Raw genomic sequence first — 19,110 nt, forward strand, 5'->3', positions numbered from 1 at the left:
TATTTTTATGCGCTAATAATACCCCAAGTTTAGCATGCGGTTAGCTTAAATACGCAGCAACAAACTTAAAGCTAATTGCATAATTGCTGTATTTTTCTACTTTTTTATTTACATACCGAGTTTTTATCACCTAATTTGCGTTTAAATCCCGCTTTAAATCGATAAACTTTGTTGTATATAAGTCAAAATTTGGTAAGTTAACTGTGTTTTCGACTCACTAAGCCTGTTTCGGCTATTTTTTCCATGGAGTTATTATGCGTAAAACACTGATTGCCACTACGATTGCTAGTGCACTTTTATTATCTGCCTGCTCTTCTGAGAGCACTAAAGAAACAACACAAGAAACCGCAGCGCAAGTTCAAGACATTAACGCAAGCAATGTGTTGTTCAAACCAAGTCCACTTCAATACATGGCACCTGAGTTTGATAAGTTTGGTACGACTGAATACGAAGCCGCATTTGATGCAGGTATTGCACAGCACAATGCAGAAATACTGGCAATTGCCAACAACCCAGCGCCAGCCACTTTTGAAAACACCTTAGTTGAAATGGAGCTGGCAGGCGAGCTACTAAACCGCGCATCAGCTGCGTTTTATAACCTATCAGGCCTTATTTCAAACGATGAATACCAACGTATTGATAAAAAAATGGCGCCAGTTTTCTCGGCTCACTCTGATGACATTTATTTAAATGGTGCATTATTTAAACGTGTACAAACGGTATACGACAATAAAGATAAGTTAAGCGCTGAAGATCAACGCCTAGTCGATTTTTACTACAAACAGTTTGTTAAAGCCGGTGCAAAATTAAACGATGCTGAAAAAGCAAAAATGCGTGAAATCAACGCTGAGCTTGCAAAACTATCAACTGAGTTTTCTCAAAACGTATTAAAATCGTTTAAAGAAGATGTCATTTTAGTAACAGATAAAAGCAAATTAGCGGGTTTATCTGAAGGTGAAATTTCCGGTCTTGCAGCCGCTGCTGAAAAAGCAGGTAAAGATGGTTACATGATCACCTTAGTGAACACCACGCAACAACCTATTTTAGCAAGCCTTGAAAATCGCGAACTACGTGAGCAAATTTTTAAAGCATCAACCAATCGTGCTGCTAAAACAAATGGCCCTATCATTATTAAAGAAACTAACCTGCGCGCACAAAAAGCAGAACTGTTAGGCTTTAAAGATTGGGCTTCTTATGTAATGACTTCACGCATGGCGCAAACTACTGATAACGTGTACGGCATTTTAGATGACTTAGCGCCAAAAGCAGTTGAAAAAGCGAAAGCAGAAGCACAAGCAATTCAAAAAGTAATTAATGATTCGGGTGAAAACTTTGAACTTAAACCATGGGATTGGTCTTTCTACGCAGAAAAAGTACGCGCTGAAAAATACGACCTAGATCCAGCATTGGTTAAGCCTTATTTTGAAATGCAGTCGGTTATCCATAACGGCCTGTTCTTCGCTATGGAAAAACTTTACGGCATTACCTTTAAAGAGCGTAAAGATTTGCCGGTTTACCACGATGATGTAATGGCATTTGAAGTATTTAACGCCGATGGCAGCGCCATTGGTTTATTTTATATGGACCCATATGCACGTGAAGGTAAACGTGGCGGTGCATGGATGAGTGCATACGTAAGCCAAAGCGGCTTAAAAGGCACTAAACCTGTTATTTACAACGCACAAAACATTCCAAAGCCGGCTGAAGGCGAGCCAACGCTCATGACGTTTGATGAAGTATCAACTATGTTCCATGAGTTTGGTCATGCGGCACACGGGTTATTCTCTGACGTTAAATACCCAAGCCTAGCAGGTACTGCAACAGCGCGTGACTTTGTTGAATTTCCATCACAAGCACACGAAGATTGGATGATTGAACCAACGGTACTCGCTAACTACGCTAAACATTACAAAACAGGTGAGCCAATTCCTCAAGCATTACTTGATAAAGTACTTGAGTCGCAAAAGTTCAACCAAGGTTTTGGTACCACTGAATATTTAGCAGCAGCACTACTGGATATGGAATGGCACTCATTTGGTTCTGATAAGAAAATAACTGACGTACAGCAGTTTGAAAGTGACGCATTAAAGGCACATGGTATTGATTACTACCCAGTTCCACCGCGTTATAAATCAAACTACTTTAGCCATACGTTTGCAGGTGGTTACTCAGCGGGTTACTACGCCTACCTGTGGACTGAAGTATTTGCAGCCGATGCCTTTGCTCACATGGAAAACAACGGTGGCTTAACGCGCGAAAATGGCGATAAGTTCCGTAAAGAGATCCTATCAAAAGGTAATAGCCGTGACTTAATGCAAAGCTACATTGAGTTTAGAGGCCAAAAACCAACCACTGACGCCCTGCTTAAGCGCCGTGGTTTAGTTGATTAATTAATATTTTTAAGCAACTGATATAAAAGCCCGCTTGCGGGCTTTTATTGTTTATAGAACAATATATAACAGATAAACTGACACCATTACTTAAGACAAGATGAGTGTTATGGGCTATTTATTTGCAGTTACCCTTCTTTGGGCGTTTTCGTTTAGTTTAATTGGTGTGTATTTAGCAGGCCAAGTTGATGCATGGTTTAGTGTGTTAATTCGTGTTGCTTTAGCAGCGTTAGTATTTTTGCCTTTTTTAAAGAAAATCCCCACCCCGCTTGCGTGTAAACTCATGCTGATAGGCGCACTGCAACTGGGGGTTATGTATGGCTTTTATTACCACTCATTTTTGTTTTTAAGTGTGCCAGAGGTGCTGTTATTTACTGTAATGACCCCGCTTTACATTACGCTTTTAAACGATGCGCTAAATAAACAGTTTAATTCGCAGTTTTTTATCGTTGCGTTTATTGCCGTATTAGGCGCTATTACCATTCGTTATGAAAACTTAGACAGTAACTTTTTAGTCGGATTATTACTGGTTCAAGGCGCTAATATTAGTTTTGCCATCGGCCAAGTAACCTACAAACGATTAATGCTTAATAAACAACTCGATGATAAAACCGTATTTGGTTGGTTTTTTATTGGCGCATTAATTGTTGCAAGCGCCTGTTACGCCCTATTTGGCGATCTTAACAAATTACCAAGTACCTCAACTCAATGGGGCATACTTATTTATTTAGGTATTGTGGCCTCTGGTTTAGGCTACTTTATGTGGAATAAAGGCGCGACGCTTGTCAATGTTGGCGCGCTGGCGGTGATGAACAACTTGCTTATTCCTGCCGGTATAATTGTTAATGTGCTTATTTGGAATCGAGACGCTGACCTACTTAGATTAAGCATTGGCGCGGGAGTGATGCTGGTTGCATTAGTGGTAAACCAAATAATGGCTAAATCAGCAAATTAATCACTCTGTAGTGAAATTGTCATTAATAATTAGTAAGGTAGCGTTCACTTTTATTTTAAGGATAAATAATGAAGCGCATACCTTTTCTAACAACTTTTTTATTATTAAGCTCACTTACTGGCTGTGATGACGATGTAAAAATAGTCGAAAAAGAAGTGGTTGTTACCAACACTGAGGTTGAAATTGTTGAAGTATCTACCCCGGTTATTGTTGAAGTAGCTCAAGGCACTAATGTTCAACTAGGTACTCGCCCAGACTACCTAGTTGACGATATGGCTAGCAGCGCACTAAAAACAAAATTAGAATCGTGCAAGGAAGGTCCTTTTTATCGTACTGATTTTTCAATTGGTCACCGCGGTGCTCCAATGCAATACCCAGAACACACTAAAGAATCTTATATTGCAGCCGCTCGTATGGGAGCAGGTGTTGTCGAATGCGATGTAACCTTTACCAATGATAAAGAGCTAGTATGTCGTCATTCTCAGTGCGACTTACACACCACCACCAATATTTTAGCCATTCCAACATTGGCTGCTAAATGTAGTGAGCCATTTACTCCAGCAGACTCTAACAGTGACTCGCCTGCTTCAGCTAAATGTTGTACCAGTGATATTAGTTTGGCAGAATTTTTAACTCTTGAGGGTAAGATGGATGGCGCAAACACCAGTGCCACCAATGTTAGCGATTACATGAAAGGTACACCCGGTTGGCGCACTGACTTATACGCCACCTCTGGTACACTCATGACCCACAAACAAAGTATTGCACTCTTTAAAGAGCTGGGAGTAAAAATGACCCCAGAGCTTAAATCCCCTCAAGTGAGTATGCCCTTTAACGGTATGACCCAAACGCAATACGCACAAAAAATGCTGGATGAATACACGCAAATGGAAGTACCCGCTTCGCGAGTGTATCCGCAATCATTTAATTTAGCTGACGTAAAATATTGGATTAACACTAATCCTGAATTTGCAGCGCAGAGTGTCTATTTAGATGGACGCGACAGCAATACAGGGTTTGATCCAAACAACGCAGCAACATGGCAGCCATCTATGGCAGAGCTCGTAAACGACGGCGTTAAAATTATTGCGCCACCCATTTGGATGCTATTAAGCATAGATAACGACAGTAACATTGTTCCCTCACAGTACGCTATTGATGCTAAAGCCGCGGGGCTTAATATCATTGCATGGAGTCTTGAGCGCTCTGGCCCTCTAAATCAAGGCGGCGGTTATTATTATCAGTCAATTAGTGATGTTATAGATAACGATGGCGATATGTTCACTGTGGTTGATGTGTTAGCGCAAGACGTAGGTGTAATGGGTATCTTTTCCGATTGGCCTGCAACCGTAAGCTACTATGCTAGCTGTAATAATATGCCTGCAAGTATTTAGACTTTAAGGCGTGTTTATTTTATCGCGCTCAGTTACCATATATTTTATATATTATTTAATTGAGCGCTTTTATGATCATCCAACACCACCATGCTGACTTGCCTACCCCAACGGGGTTAATGCGCACTACAGTTTATCGCCCACACGCTCACGGGCAATTCCCGGCCATTATTTTTTACTCTGAGATTTTTCAGCAAACCGCGCCTATTGCTCGCAGCGCTGCTATTTTAGCAAGCCATGGCTTTGTCGTACTTGTGCCAGAAGTATTTCATGAACTTAACCCTATCGGGACAGTGCTTGCTTATGACGATGCGGGTAAAGATAAAGGCAATAACGATAAATGGGCAAAACCGCTTGAATTCCACGACAGCGATACCCAAGCGTTAATCGACTTTGTACAAACACACGATTACTGTACTGGCTCTGTAGGTGCAATGGGTGTTTGTATTGGTGGGCATTTAGCTTATAGAGCCGCATTAAACCCCGCAATAAAAGCCGCTTTTTGCTTATATGCCACTGATATTCATAGCGACACACTTCCCGCACAAAAAGGGAATAATTCATTTGAACGTATGGCTGATATACAAGGTGAAATCCACTTTATTTGGGGAAAGCAAGACCCCCATGTGCCACAACAAGGTCGCGACAAAATTTATCAACAAGCGGTTAGTACGGGTATTAATTACCAATGGCAAGAAGTGAACGCGCAACATGCCTTTATGCGTGATGAAGGCGAGCGGTACGATGCAGCACTTGCTATCACCATGTATCAGCAAGCCGTTGCTTTGTTTAACCGAGTGCTTTAAGCGCTATTATTTAAGCATACCTAATGCGGTATGTTGCTTTACAAAATACGCTTTTAAATAATCAATAAACAAACGCAGTTTTTTAGAGCCCGCCGCCCCAGGCGGGAACACCCCATAAAGTTCAATGTCTTTGCTTTTATAATCATCGAGTATAATTTGCAGCAAACCCGCTTGTACTTTTGGCCATGCATCGTAAAGTGGAATACGACCAATACCATGCCCCGCCTCTACAAACGCAGTGCGTGCAGCAGCGTTATTGGTGCTTAAACTACCTTGCATTGTAATATCGACCTTTTTGCCTTCTTTTTGTAAGGTCAGCGTTTTACTGCCTAATTGATAAACCACCCATTGATGCTTTGCCAACTCATCGGCTGTGGTGGGTTTACCAAAATGCGCAAAATAATCGGGCGCACCACAAATACAGGTACTCATAGTAGTGAGCTTAGTGGCTTGTAAGTTCGAATCGCGCAGTGCAACCCCTCTAATTGCAAAATCAAACCCGTGCTTAATAATATCCACAACGTCATCCGTGAGCTGTAAATCTATATCAATTTTAGGGTACTGACGTTTAAAGGTATTTATTGCCGGTACAATTAACTGCATCCCTACATTTACTGGGCAACTTATTTTTAATAGCCCTTGAGGTTCACTTTTTATATTTTCTATTTGCTGATTAGCGGCATTAGCTTGCTCTGTAATAACACGGCAACGCTCATAATAGGCCATTCCGGCTTCGGTTAACGCCATGGTGCGGGTAGAACGGTTAAGTAGCGTCACTTCGAGCTGTGTTTCTAATTTTTTTAAGTGATAACTCGCTACAGCACGGGTCAGCCCTAATTGTTTTGCCGCTGCAGTTAAGCTGCCCTGCTCTACAATTTGTGCAAATACCACCATACTTTTTAACTGTTCAAACGAGACTTTCATGGGCGCTCCAGTGCGGTTTTAACTTCAACCCTCCAATTGTATCAATTATTGAATCAATTAAGTTAAATTTATCATCGTTGTTTAAAGCCCTCTTAGTGAATATAGTCTTTGTCAAGCAAGATTAATTAATTTAAATCATCTTAAGGAATACCTTACATGGCTAAAAAAATACTTATGGTTCTTACATCACATGCAGAGCTTGGTAACACTGGCGAAAAAACTGGTTTTTGGGTAGAAGAATTTGCAGCCCCTTATTACGCATTTATTGATGCAGGTATTGAAGTAACATTGGCTTCTCCAAACGGCGGTCAGCCTCCGATTGACCCAACTAGTACACTTGCTGATTTTCAAACTGAGGCAACCAAACGTTACGATGCAGACAGTGGTGCACAAACACTGATGGCAAATACCAAAGTTTTAAGCGAAGTAAACTCTTCTGATTACGACGCCGTCTTTTACCCTGGTGGTCACGGCCCTTTATGGGATTTAGTCGATAACATCGATTCTGTATCGCTCATTGAAAGCTTTATTAAAGAGCAAAAACCAGTCGCTGCCGTGTGTCATGCAAGTGCGGTATTTTTAAATGTTAAAGACGCTGATGGCAATGCATTAGTCGCCGGTAAAAAAGTAACGGGCTTTACTAACAGCGAAGAAGCTGCTGTACAACTTACTGACATTGTTCCATTTTTAGTTGAAGACGAACTTATCAAAAAAGGTGGCGATTACCAAAAAACCGATGACTGGGGCGTACTTGCTCTAGAAGATGGTTTATTGATCACCGGTCAAAACCCAGCAAGCTCAGAACTTGCAGCTAAAAAGCTATTAACTAAACTAGGTTAATAGCAGCCAACAACTCAAATCAGCACAGCATTTTATGCTGTGCTTTTTTAATTGCTTTTCATTACCTTATACAATTCCTATACTGGCAACACTTTCGGTAAATTAGGATCACACTATGGCCACTAAACCAGACACGCTTTCACTTATTACCAGTACCCGTTTTGCTATTTTTAGTATTATTATTATTTGTTTTGTATTGCAGCTTATTAATAGCCTACCTGGCATTAATTTAAACGGTTTAGGTATTTATCCCAGAAGTATTCAAGGGCTGGTTGGTATTCTTTGTGCTCCCTTTTTACACGGTAGCTGGTGGCATTTTGCCAGTAATATGTTGCCATTTGCTGTATTAAGTTGGTTAATTTGCCAGTACAGCGTACAGCGCTTTTATAGTGTATTTATATTCACCGCTTTAGTAGGTGGCTTATTAGTTTGGATGTTTGCCCGCAGTAATATTCATGTAGGTCTAAGCGGTGTCATCTATGGTTTGTGGGGATTTATTTTATGCTATGGCATTGTAAGGCGTTCATTTAAATCGATTTTTATCGCTGTTATCGTAGCATTTTTATACAGCGGCTTTATCTGGGGCGTATTACCGCAGCATTTTCATATCTCGTTTGAGAGCCATTTTTTTGGTGCATTAAGTGGATTGTTTTTAGGTTATAAACTAGCAAAAGCAGATAAATTAAAAAATCAGCAAGCAACAACTAAAACACGCGTTTAATAAAGATAGAGGTTATTTATGAGTGAAAACAACGAATACATCCCGCCTAAAGTATGGACATGGGACAGTGAGAGTGGTGGTAAATTTGCTAGTATAAATCGCCCCATTGCAGGCGCCACTCATGACAAAACACTACCGATTGGCGAACATCCATTTCAGCTTTATTCGCTGGCAACACCCAATGGCCAAAAAGTTAGTATTATGTTTGAAGAGCTGTTAGAGCTTGGCTTAACCGATGCCGAATACGATGCGTATTTAATTAATATTGGTGAAGGCGATCAGTTTGGCTCTGACTTTGTTGATATAAACCCGAACTCAAAAATACCCGCGCTGATGGATCATTCAACCACACCGCCAACACGCATATTTGAGTCAGGTGCTATTTTACAATACTTAGGCGAAAAATTTGATGCCTTTATTCCTAACGATCTCAAAGCAAAAACAGAGTGTCGTAACTGGCTATTTTGGCAAATGGGCTCAGCACCTTACCTAGGCGGTGGGTTTGGCCACTTTTACAGTTATGCACCGAGTAAAATGCAATACCCGATTGACCGCTTTACCATGGAAACTAAGCGTCAGCTTGATGTATTAAACCGCCATTTAAGTGACAATGAATACATGGCAGGCAGTGAATATTCAATTGCCGACATTGCTATTTGGCCGTGGTATGGCTCACTGGTTTTAGGTGACCTATACGAGGCAGCAGAGTTTTTAGATGTTGCATCTTATACGCATGTGGTTCGTTGGGCTAAACAAGTGGCTGCACGTCCAGGCGTAAAACGAGGTCGTCGCGTTAATCGTACGTGGGGCCCGGAAAAAGAGCAAATGGCAGAGCGCCACACGGCCCAAGACTTTAAATAAAAATCAAAACAGTTCAATAAGCCAGCTGCTTAGCTGGCTTTTTTATGTCCATTAATAAAAAATATTGAATCATATTTCAGCTTCATATTTTATAAAAAATTAAATAATTTTCTTTAAGTGCACGCAGCGAAGGTGTAAAAACATTAACGCTCTACCATGACTTAGACTATTCAAACCATTACGAATCGGCCTATGCAATGAAGATGAAGGTGCTGACTGCTTTAGCAGAGATTAATAATAACGTGCAAGATTATTAGCTCACACTGATTGAAAAAGACAACCGAGGTAATGCGAATAGCAGCTTATTGCACATGCAGCAGTTTCTAAAAGACCCCAATGCACTGGTTTTTATTGGTGGATTGCACTCCCCGCCGTATATAAAAACAGAGAGTTCATCAATAAAAACAAACTTTTACTATTACTGCCTTGGGCTGCCGGAGGGTCTATTACCCTATACCCTAGCGATGATAACTGGGTATTTAGGCTCTCGGTAGATGATACAAAAGTCGGCTATAGAATGGCCCAATTTGCAACGCAAACTCTAAATTGCAAAAATCCCCTCTTACTTTTAGAAGACACGCCATGGGGAAAATCAAATAACAACACCATGCTTAAGGCCTTTGGTGATATAAAACCACAAGTAAAATGGTTTAACTGGAACACAAAAATAAATAACGCCAAATTAATACTGCATAAAATAAAAAATACACCTGCAGAGTGTATTTTATTTGTTGGAAATGCCATTGAGGGGGCTGTTTATAAATACGATGGCAAGTTTTGCCAAAAATGAACGCCTTCCTATTGTGAGTCATTGGGGAATAACGGGTGGGGATTTTTTTGCCAACGTTGAGCAAGCCATAAAATCAAACTTGAGCTTACATTTTATACAAAGCTGTTTTTCATTTTTAAAACGCCGCAAACCGCTTTAACTAAAAATGTTATAGCACAAAGCTTATCCCTGTAGCACTCACTGAGTTAATTTCTCCGGCTGGATTTATTCATGCCTACGACTTAACAAAACTATTGTTACAGGGCATATCACAAATAACTTTAACCGATAATACAGAGCAAAATAGAGCAAAAATCAAACATGCACTTGAGAGCTTAACCATGCCAGACAATGGATTAATAAAACAATACCAACGTCCTGTTGCTGGGTGGTCAGCTAATAATTTACCGCCAATTTAATTGCTGCTAAAACTACTCGCTTCATAATCGATATTGCTATATCAATTATTGTAAGTATGGCTTTAAGTAAAACCCTTGATAAAGAGGTAGATCTTATGGCTGCGCATGTTGTTTTAATGACCAAGGATGAGCTAAATAAACAGCGCGATTTATATCAAGCGTCTCGGTTTTCAGCCATTGTTACAAAGCCCATAATCACACAAAATCTTTTTAAGATGCTATCGACCTGCTTTAAAAGTAATAGCAGCCTCATTACTGAGGATTTATCTGACACTCAGCGTTTGTCGAGCGATGATATTGTATGGAACAAAAACATTCGTATTTTACTGGTTGAAGATAACAACATTAATCAAATCGTCGCCTCTACCACGCTTAAAAAGATAGGAAGTAATAGCATTGATATTGCAGAAAATGGCCAGCACGCGCTCGAATATTTAAAACAAACAACTTCCCATAACCCGTACTCACTCATTTTAATGGATTGCCAAATACCAGTAATGGATGGTTACCAAGCCACAACCCATATAAGAGTAAATGAAGCTGGGAGTAAAAATCCCCCAATTACTATTATTGCTATGACAGCAAACGCTATGGTGGGCGATAAAGCTAAGTGCTTACAGGTTGAAATGAATGACTATATTTCTAAGCCCATTGCGCAAGACATATTATTTAAAAAACTCCTAAAATGGTTGCCATATGAGCTTAAAAAACAATGAGTAAAGTAGATATGTTAACCATATCATCTTAATATATATAAATATTTGTACTTATACAGCGGTAAAATAGAGTGAAAAAACTAACAAAAGAGCAAATTTATAAACGCTTAAATAACGAAGAAGATGCTCGCGCGTGTAAGGCCATTGACGATAACGCATGCCAAGAAGTCCCCGGTAATTTTATTACTTTACTGCTAAGCCAACTGTTTAGTAAGTTTGCTGATGCGCTACTCAATCCCAAAATAACGCTGCCGTGGTTAATGCAAAGCTTAAACGTGCCAGCGAGTTTTATTGCTTGGCTAGTACCTATTAGAGAGTCAGGTTCACTGCTGCCACAGTTAGCCATTGCTGGCTTTATCCGCCAATTGCCTATTCGTAAATGGGTGTGGGTTATTGGCGCTATTGTGCAGTCTTTATGTATTTTGGCTATGGTTGGTGTCGCGTTTACACTTGAGGGCAAGCTTGCGGGTTACGCCATTATTGGTTTATTAATTTTATTTAGCTTAGCTAGAGGTTTTAACTCGGTGGCCGCAAAAGATGTGCTTGGAAAAGTTATTCCTAAGCAACAGCGCGGTAATATTAGTGGCTTAGCTGCCAGTATTGCCGGTTTTGCCACCTTAACGTTTGGCTTACTCATGTGGTTTTTTTCACAGCAAAAAGATCAAAACACCGTCATTATAGCCTTAGCACTCGGTGCAGTAATGTGGGTGATCGCGGCTTTTTTTTACAGCCAAATAAATGAATATAAAGGGGCAACTGATGGCGGTAAAAATGGCTTGCTGCATGCATTTTCTAAACTTAAGCTGCTTTATAAAGATAAACAATTTGCCCATTTTGTTGTTACCCGTGCGCTACTTTTATGCTCAGCTCTGAGTGCTCCTTTTTATATAGTTTTAGCCAGTAAACAGTCTTTTGAATTTTCTCTGCTTGCCACTTTTATTGCCGTTTCTGGCTTTGCTAGTTTAGTCTCGGCGCCTATTTGGGGCAAGCTCAGTGACTTATCCAGCCAGCGTGTTTTAGTGCTTAGCGCTATATTAGTCACATTTAATGGCTTAGCCGTATTTGTTATTGCCACTTGGTATAGCGCACTACTGCTAAATTGGTGGGTTATGCCTATATTGTATTTTTTACTCTCAGTTGCACACCAAGGCGTGCGTTTAGGGCGAAAAACTTACCTTGTAGATATGGCTGAGGGCAATAAACGCACCGATTATGTATCGGTAAGTAACACGGTAATTGGGGTGTTATTACTACTTCTGGGTAGTATAGGTTTACTCGAGGCTTTTTTATCAACCGCTGAGCTAATTTTACTTTACAGCACCCTTGGTTTTTTAGGTGCTATAAGTGCATTCTTTTTGCCACAAACCGAATAATAGGTTACCCACATTGCTTTATAACTGTGGGCGCTTTAGTGCAAATTTGTCTTTCGTGGTACTAAAATAATCGCCGCCCATTTTACCCACCGCATCCAAACGCGTTGGATCAATATACCCGTTCACTAAAACGGTGTCGTCGAGAAAAATACCCACTACATCTAACAGCATCATTTGCCCACCGCTTGGCTCATCTGAAATAGTAATCACCTCTCGCAACTTACATTCGTAGCGTGCTTTTGACGCCGCAACACTTGGTACACTGACTAATTGGCTGGGGGTACGCTGTATATTTGCAGCATCAAATTCACTCACGTCACGTGGATAGTTAGCGCAGCTTTGGTTCATTTGATCAACAAGCGAATGGCTAACAATATTAACCACGCACTCTTTGGTAGCGAGTAAATTATTTAACGTATCTTTATTTGCATTATCGCGAGGGTTTACTTGCGTGACGCTTAAAACCGGCGGGTTACAACTAGCAACAGTAAAAAACGAATAAGGCGCAATATTAGCAACCCCCTTCTCACTTAACGTGCTTACCCACGCAATCGGTCTTGGGCTTATACCGCCTACTAAGTAGCTATAAACAGAGTGGTTGCTATTATCGGTTAAATCTAAAAACATGGTTTCTCACTTTTAATCTTAAAAAACTAAATCGGAAAATCGCTACGCTGCGTACAAGTAAATAATTACTTCATAGCATTTTTAAATAATACATTGAATCCATGCGCATAAAAATAAACATAGTCTGGTTTAAACGTGACTTACGCCTAAGCGATCATCAGCCTTTAAAAAATGCGTTTAGTAACGGCCTGCCTACCCTTTTAGTTTATAATTTCGAACCTTTACTGCTTAATGATGCGCATTACAACGAGCGGCATTGGCGCTTTGTATATCAATCTATTTGCGACTTAAACACTCAGTTGGCTCGCTTTAACAGCCGCGTGTATATATTTAATGAAGATATGCAAACCCTGCTTGAATCGCTTCACTCGCAGTTTGAAATCACAAACCTCTTTAGCCACCAAGAAATAGGGCTAAACAATACCTTTGAGCGTGACATAGCAATTAAAGCCTGGTGCCAACACCATCACATTAACTGGTTAGAGTCGCCAACGGGGGCTGTGATACGTGGCAAAAGAAATCGCAGTAATTGGAACGAGCGCTGGCAACAAACCATGCAAGCACCTATTGCTATACCTAATTGGAAGCAAATAAAACCACTTACCCTTACTGATTATCAAACACCTATACTGCCGAGCGCCTACACGCAAGATAATGAACATTTTCAGCAAGGGGGCCCTCGACTTGCCCGTGAGGTAATGCAAAGCTTTTTTGCTGAACGCGGTAAAGATTATCAAAAAGGAATATCCAGCCCAAGCTTAAGCCGTGCGCATTGCTCTAGGTTATCGCCCTATTTAGCGTGGGGAAATATCAGCTTGAGGCAAGTGTACCAAATGGCGATTGATGCATACCATAGCACTTCTGCTGATAAAAAAGGGTGGAAGCGCCCGCTTGCCGCGTTTGTATCGCGCTTGCATTGGCATTGCCATTTTATGCAAAAGTTTGAAAGCGAGTGTACCATGGAATTTAAGGCGCTAAATCCAGGGTATCATGCATTTCCGTATCGTGATGACGCCCAGGTTGCCAGCGATATTGAACGCTGGGCACAAGGGCAAACCGGTATTCCTATTATTGATGCCTGCATGCGCTGTTTAAAAGCCACCGGTTATATTAACTTTAGAATGCGCGCTATGCTGGTTAGCTTTGTAACGCATCATTTAAACATTAGCTGGCAACAGGCAAGTTTTCCGTTGGCTAATTACTTTTTAGACTTTGAACCGGGAATTCATTACCCACAAATTCAAATGCAAGCCTCTGTCACCGGTATTAATACCATTCGTCATTACAACCCAATTAAGCAATCGGAAGATCAAGACCCAACCGGTGCGTTTATAAAAAAATGGTGCCCTGAACTTGAAAAGCTCCCCATTGAATATTTACATCAACCTTGGGAGCAAACGCCCATGGAAGCGCTATTTAACGACTTTAAACTAGGTGAAGACTACCCTGAGCCGATGCTTGATTTAACCACCGCCTCAAAAGAAGCCCGCGAACGGCTATGGCAATACCGAGAGCGGCCCGATGTAAAACGCGCCATAGGTAAAATTCTTAAAAAACACGTGACTCCGACTCAAAAGGTTACCCGCGTAAAACGCAAAACTCGCAGTAACAGCAATAAAGAGAACACCTAATTATGGCGCACAAAAAACTTAACTTACCGCAAAAAATTTGCCCAGTATGCAATAAGCCGTTTGCGTGGCGTAAAAAGTGGCAACGAGATTGGGATAACGTTATTTATTGCTCAGAGCGGTGCAAACGCAGCAAATAGCCGCTTATAAAAACCAATACACGCATATTCGCTTTAATCTCAGTTTATATCTTACATAGCTGTTATAGTGGTTAACGTTTCAACTTGTTATTCAATGCAAGTTAACACTCTACCCTCTGCCTGCTCAACATTCATTACACCTAGCACAGCTAATTAAAAGAACCCCCTTTACCAAACCTTATTTTTACAGCCATGGCGTGAGCTTGCCTGTAAAACCCCTCTTTGTTTGTTAGCGATGTAGCATTATTCGTTTATAAACTCAGCATACTTTAATCAAGGATATAGCATGAGTGAATTAACTATTGGCGTAATTGGAACATCACGTAAAACAGATGAAAGACGCTACCCTATTCATCCTGCGCATTTAATGCGTATACCTGAAAAACTCAGAGAAAAAATGATTTTTGAGCAAGGTTATGGCGCGGCATTTAATATGAGCGACGAAGAAATTGCAGCACTAACAGGCGGCATTGCCACCCGCAGTGATATTTTAACCCAATTAGGCACCGTCATTATTGCCAAACCAGTGCTTGCTGATTTACAAGAACTTAAAGAAGGCGGCACAATTTGGGGCTATGTACATTGCGTACAACAACAAGCAATTACCCAAGCTGCCCTTGATAGAAAGCTCACTCTTATTGCCTTTGAAGACATGTTTGTATGGTCACCACAGGGAAATGTGGGCCGTCATACTTTTTATAAAAACAATGAAATGGCAGGTTATTGTGCGGTGTTACATGCACTGTAACTAAAAGGCATTGAAGGCGAAGCTCGTATGATAGTGGTTGAGCACGATGGGTCGCAGCGCCCGCTTACTGAGCTTATTAGCGAAGCTGACATTATTGTTAATGGCACCTACCAAGAAACCGCAAACCCCGTCAATTTTGTGATTGAATCTGAAGCCGATTGCTTAAAACCCAATAGCCTTATAATAGATGTAAGCTGTGATGAAGGAATGGGATTCTTTTTTGCAAAGCCAACAACATTTAAACACCCAATGTTTAGCTATAAAACCACGGATTATTACGCGGTTGATCATACCCCTAGCTACTTATGGTAAAGTGCAACGCGCTCTATTTCTGCCGCGCTCATTGTATACTTGCCAACTGTTTTAGCCGGCCCAGAGCAATGGCAAAAAGACGAAACCATTCGCCGCGCTATCAATATTGAACACGGAATAATTAAAAACAACGCTATTTTAGCGTTTCAAAACCGTGAAAGCGCCCCGCCTTATCACCTGCAAATAGCTGACATAACCTAAATTCGGGATAATAAATAATCCCAAACATAACGTGAACCTTGTTTATTCAATTATTTGGCTTCTATTTTGCAACTATCTATGTAAATAACGCTTTTTAGCAGTTTTACCGTGTAGTGTTTACAACGTATTGCAAACACTACACGGTATGACTAATTAATCTAAAAAGCCTACACCCTCAACAAGGAGAACATAATGACGATTAAAAAATCTGCAAGTTCAACATGGTCTGGTGATATTAAAAAAGGGAAAGGTTATATCTCAACGCAAAGTGGCGCATTAGATAACCAGCCGTATGGGTTTAATACCCGCTTTGAAGATAAGCCAGGATCAAACCCTGAGGAATTAGTGGGTGCAGCACATAGTGCCTGTTTTGGTATGGCTTTATCGCTGGCACTTGGTGAAGCGGGCTTTACCGCTGAGAACATAAACACCGAAGCAGTGGTTAGTTTAGACGAAGTGGATGATGGCTTTGCCGTGACGCACATTGCCCTTGAAGTAAATGCAACCATTGCAGATATTTCAAATGAGCAATTTCAAGCATTGTGCGAACAAACCAAAAAAGGCTGCCCTATCTCAAAATTATTAAATACTGAGATTTCGCTTAACGCCACACTTAAGTAAATACCGAGTGTATTAAGCTAGGCGCAAAGCGCTTAAAGCTCATGAAAAGTAAGGTTATACGCATGTAAAAAAGCCATAACCTTATTGCTACTTTTTCATTAATCATAGAAATAAAGGCACTGTTTAATCGCGGTGAGTTAAAAAAAGGTAAACAAAACAGTTAAATAGATTATGTAAAATATCAATACTTTGTTAGGATTAAGGGCAGGCTTAACCACACCTTATTTTGTGGGTTAAAACAAAGGGTACGATGAATGAATGATAAATCACTAAATTGCGAAAAAGTATCTTGTAGCAATTGCGCTGATTCGAATGAACTAGATTTTGACTTTACCATGGCATTTCAGCCTATTGTAAATTGTCAAAATAATACTATTTTGGATATGAAGCACTTGTCCGTGGTTTAAATAATGAATCGGCCTACTCTATTATTTCTCGTGTTAACGATACTAACCGCTATACGTTTGATCAGTTATGCAGAATTAAAGCGATTGCACTTGCATCAAAGCTAGATGTAGATTCGATACTCAGTATTAACTTTTTACCAAACGCTATCTACAAGCCAGAGCGTTGTATTCGTACCACCCTAGAAGCCGCTAAAAAGTATAACTTCCCTACAACAAATATTATGTTTGAATTTACAGAAGTCGAAAAAATAGAAGACAGCGCACATGTTAAACGTGTTGTGAGTTATTACCAAGAATTAGGCTTTAAAACAGCCACCGATGACTTTGGTTCAGGCTATTCTGGATTAAACTTATTAGCCGATTTTCAAACTGATATTATCAAGCTTGATATGGCGCTGATCAGAGATATCGACAAAGATAAAAACCGCCAGGCAATCGTTACCCACTGTTTAAACATGTTTAGCGCGCTAAATGTTACAGCTCTGGCTGAAGGCATTGAAACCGTTGAAGAATATCAGTGGTTAAAACACGCAGGTATTGAGCTAATGCAAGGTTACTTATTTGCAAAACCTGGGTTTGAATGCTTGCCAGAAATTGATTTTCAATAGCACACCGTTGCTATAAAAAACCGCCGTTACGGCGGTTTTTTCGTATTAGATATAGGTTATATATCCAAAATTACATATTCCCCAGCTCTATCATCATTGCGGTGTACATACGTAAATTAAGTGCTAATTGCTCAAGGGTAATAAACTCATGTTCTGAGTGTCCGGTGTAGCGTTTGCCCGGCATAGATGGGCCAAACGACACGGCATTATCAAATAGCTTGGCATTTGTACCGCCCCCTATTGAAACAAAATCAGCGTTTTTATCACCCGTATAATGCTTAAAAATATCAAGTAGCTTTTGCGCATGGGGTGCGCTATCTAAAAGCATGGGCGTACCAATGGTGGTTTTAATGTTAGCTAACGTAACCTGATTAGCCGTTTGCCAATTAGCAAGCGCAGTATCAATTTGTTGTTTAAGTAACGTCTCATCTTTACCAACCGGACGGCGAGCATTGACCGCTAAAGTAAGCGCATTACCCTCACGTTCAATAACCGTAGGCGCTACGCTCATTGGCCCCATAAAGTCATGTTCATAAGCTATTTCGCCAAACTGTTTACCGTAAATATCTAAACCAATAAGCTGATTAACAAAATCAATGAGCTGGCCATCACTGTTGTTTTCAAGCTCAACGCCTTTAAATATTTCAGCTAAATAAGCAATGGCGTTAACGCCTGATTCCGGTTCAGATGAGTGAGCCGACATGCCTTTAACACTTATGGCCAGCGCGTTATTTTGCTCTGTAAAATTAAATTCAACTTGCTTAAGTGTGTTAGCTTTTGCTTTTAATTGATTAATTAATGTTTCGTTGGCGTTATGTAGTAATAGGCTGGCATCTTCAGGGATTTGACTGGCAAATGCGCCGCCGGTTACATCACTGACATACACACCGGTTTGTGGTGATGTTGCATCAAATGTTGGCGCAATTAAGCTCCAGCCTTTTTCAGCAACCACTACAGGGTAAGAGGCATCGATGGTTACCGCATACTTTGGTTGCTGATAAGTTTTCATAAACTCAGTTAACGGCCCCCAGTCAGACTCCTCCGCTAGGTAAATCATTAATTCAATACGGTTATCAAGCGCTATGCCTTTATCTTTTATCGCCTTCATGGCGTACATTGCAGTCGCAATAGCGCCTTTGTCGTCTTCGGTACCACGGCCAATTAATTTATCCGGCTCTGAGGTGTCAATAATAAATGGGCTTTGTTTCCATTTGCTGGCATTAGCGGGTTGCACATCGCCATGGGTTACTATGGTTACCTTTTCAGTTTGTTGCCCCATACTAATAAGTACGGTGTAACCTAAATCTTGATAATCAAAACCAAGCTCAGCCGCTTTCATTTTTAGTAACGCTTTAAAGCCAATAAAGTCGGGATTTTGTGGTGCGCTAACATCACTTTTATTGACCGTTGGAAAAGATACCAAATTTGTTAGTGTATGTACTTGCGCACTTTGGTAGGTATTTACAGCGTAATCAGCCACGCTGTCATTAATTTTATTTAATTGTGCATGAGTATTAAAGGCCAATAAAGCAATACTAGCTAAAGCTAACTTTTTCAAAACAAATCCCATTTTATTAACGACTAAGAACCATAATTATAACGCCCTTGTGTAATAACAAACAACGCTTTGCGACAGAGCGTAAAACCGCC

General features: G+C 40.5%; 19 protein-coding genes and 1 pseudogene. 17 read left to right on the top strand and 3 right to left on the bottom strand.

The genetic code is table 11. From position 1 onward, the window contains the following. Nucleotides 1-254 precede the first annotated feature (254 nt). The 4 genes from BG00_RS14125 (at nucleotide 255) to BG00_RS14140 (ending at nucleotide 5,545) form a co-directional block, all read left to right on the top strand. Nucleotides 255-2,390, top strand: coding sequence for a M3 family metallopeptidase (locus BG00_RS14125; RefSeq protein WP_036983266.1), 2,136 nt, complete (start codon nucleotides 255-257; stop codon nucleotides 2,388-2,390). Nucleotides 2,391-2,499: 109 nt separating this feature from the next. Continuing rightward, nucleotides 2,500-3,345, top strand: coding sequence for a carboxylate/amino acid/amine transporter (locus tag BG00_RS14130; RefSeq protein WP_190276271.1), 846 nt, complete (start codon nucleotides 2,500-2,502; stop codon nucleotides 3,343-3,345). 68 nt (nucleotides 3,346-3,413) lie between these two features. After that, a complete protein-coding gene (locus BG00_RS14135; protein WP_036983268.1) occupies nucleotides 3,414-4,739 on the top strand; it encodes a glycerophosphodiester phosphodiesterase family protein in 1,326 nt (441 codons plus the stop codon). Nucleotides 4,740-4,810: 71 nt separating this feature from the next. Then, nucleotides 4,811-5,545 (top strand): dienelactone hydrolase family protein, encoded by a 735-nt coding sequence (locus BG00_RS14140; protein WP_036983269.1) that lies wholly within the window; start codon nucleotides 4,811-4,813, stop codon nucleotides 5,543-5,545. Between the two features lie 6 nt (nucleotides 5,546-5,551). On the opposite strand, the gene BG00_RS14145 is transcribed toward BG00_RS14140, so the two are convergent. Then, on the bottom strand, nucleotides 5,552-6,469 hold the full coding sequence (locus tag BG00_RS14145; RefSeq protein ID WP_036983270.1) for a LysR family transcriptional regulator: 918 nt from the start codon (nucleotides 6,467-6,469) through the stop codon (nucleotides 5,552-5,554). Between the two features lie 156 nt (nucleotides 6,470-6,625). On the opposite strand from BG00_RS14145, the gene BG00_RS14150 reads away from it, so the two are divergent. From BG00_RS14150 to BG00_RS14175, 6 genes are all read left to right on the top strand, one after another. Then, nucleotides 6,626-7,309: a type 1 glutamine amidotransferase domain-containing protein gene (locus BG00_RS14150; protein WP_036983271.1), complete on the top strand. Its 684-nt coding sequence runs from the start codon at nucleotides 6,626-6,628 to the stop codon at nucleotides 7,307-7,309. A gap of 115 nt (nucleotides 7,310-7,424) precedes the next feature. Further along, entirely contained in the window at nucleotides 7,425-8,030 is a 606-nt protein-coding gene (locus BG00_RS14155) for a rhomboid family intramembrane serine protease (protein WP_036983272.1), read from the top strand. Between the two features lie 18 nt (nucleotides 8,031-8,048). Then, entirely contained in the window at nucleotides 8,049-8,891 is an 843-nt protein-coding gene (gene yghU / locus BG00_RS14160) for a glutathione-dependent disulfide-bond oxidoreductase (RefSeq protein ID WP_036983273.1), read from the top strand. 517 nt (nucleotides 8,892-9,408) lie between these two features. Further along, on the top strand, nucleotides 9,409-9,681 hold the full coding sequence (locus tag BG00_RS18215) for a type 1 periplasmic-binding domain-containing protein (protein ID WP_253861401.1): 273 nt from the start codon (nucleotides 9,409-9,411) through the stop codon (nucleotides 9,679-9,681). 454 nt (nucleotides 9,682-10,135) lie between these two features. Next, entirely contained in the window at nucleotides 10,136-10,795 is a 660-nt protein-coding gene (locus tag BG00_RS14170; RefSeq protein WP_036983274.1) for a response regulator, read from the top strand. Between the two features lie 71 nt (nucleotides 10,796-10,866). Then, nucleotides 10,867-12,168: an MFS transporter gene (locus BG00_RS14175; protein ID WP_036983275.1), complete on the top strand. Its 1,302-nt coding sequence runs from the start codon at nucleotides 10,867-10,869 to the stop codon at nucleotides 12,166-12,168. 18 nt (nucleotides 12,169-12,186) lie between these two features. On the opposite strand, the gene BG00_RS14180 is transcribed toward BG00_RS14175, so the two are convergent. After that, the gene (locus BG00_RS14180; RefSeq protein WP_036983276.1) at nucleotides 12,187-12,795 is read right to left on the bottom strand and encodes a flavin reductase family protein; all 609 of its coding nucleotides are present in this window, start codon (nucleotides 12,793-12,795) and stop codon (nucleotides 12,187-12,189) included. Between the two features lie 101 nt (nucleotides 12,796-12,896). Here BG00_RS14180 and BG00_RS14185 point away from each other — a divergent pair, with 101 nt between their 5' ends. From BG00_RS14185 to BG00_RS14200, 7 genes and pseudogenes are all read left to right on the top strand, one after another. After that, nucleotides 12,897-14,426: a cryptochrome/deoxyribodipyrimidine photo-lyase family protein gene (locus BG00_RS14185; RefSeq protein WP_036983277.1), complete on the top strand. Its 1,530-nt coding sequence runs from the start codon at nucleotides 12,897-12,899 to the stop codon at nucleotides 14,424-14,426. A 2-nt stretch (nucleotides 14,427-14,428) separates the two neighbouring features. Next, entirely contained in the window at nucleotides 14,429-14,563 is a 135-nt protein-coding gene (locus BG00_RS17490; RefSeq protein WP_010391223.1) for a DUF2256 domain-containing protein, read from the top strand. Nucleotides 14,564-14,849: 286 nt separating this feature from the next. Further along, a complete protein-coding gene (locus BG00_RS18220) occupies nucleotides 14,850-15,311 on the top strand; it encodes a Rossmann-fold NAD(P)-binding domain-containing protein (protein WP_253861402.1) in 462 nt (153 codons plus the stop codon). 27 nt (nucleotides 15,312-15,338) lie between these two features. After that, a complete protein-coding gene (locus BG00_RS18225) occupies nucleotides 15,339-15,623 on the top strand; it encodes a Rossmann-fold NAD(P)-binding domain-containing protein (RefSeq protein WP_253861403.1) in 285 nt (94 codons plus the stop codon). 39 nt (nucleotides 15,624-15,662) lie between these two features. Next, nucleotides 15,663-15,824: a hypothetical protein gene (locus BG00_RS18230; RefSeq protein ID WP_253861404.1), complete on the top strand. Its 162-nt coding sequence runs from the start codon at nucleotides 15,663-15,665 to the stop codon at nucleotides 15,822-15,824. Between the two features lie 192 nt (nucleotides 15,825-16,016). Beyond that, nucleotides 16,017-16,445: an OsmC family protein gene (locus tag BG00_RS14195; RefSeq protein WP_013464424.1), complete on the top strand. Its 429-nt coding sequence runs from the start codon at nucleotides 16,017-16,019 to the stop codon at nucleotides 16,443-16,445. Nucleotides 16,446-16,699: 254 nt separating this feature from the next. Next, nucleotides 16,700-17,460, top strand: a pseudogene (locus tag BG00_RS14200) (EAL domain-containing protein). Between the two features lie 70 nt (nucleotides 17,461-17,530). On the opposite strand, the gene BG00_RS14205 reads toward BG00_RS14200, so the two are convergent. Further along, on the bottom strand, nucleotides 17,531-19,018 hold the full coding sequence (locus BG00_RS14205; RefSeq protein WP_036983515.1) for a dipeptidase: 1,488 nt from the start codon (nucleotides 19,016-19,018) through the stop codon (nucleotides 17,531-17,533). Nucleotides 19,019-19,110 lie beyond the last annotated feature (92 nt).

The organism is Pseudoalteromonas sp. SCSIO_11900, from assembly GCF_000576475.1.
Classification (GTDB): domain Bacteria; phylum Pseudomonadota; class Gammaproteobacteria; order Enterobacterales; family Alteromonadaceae; genus Pseudoalteromonas; species Pseudoalteromonas tetraodonis.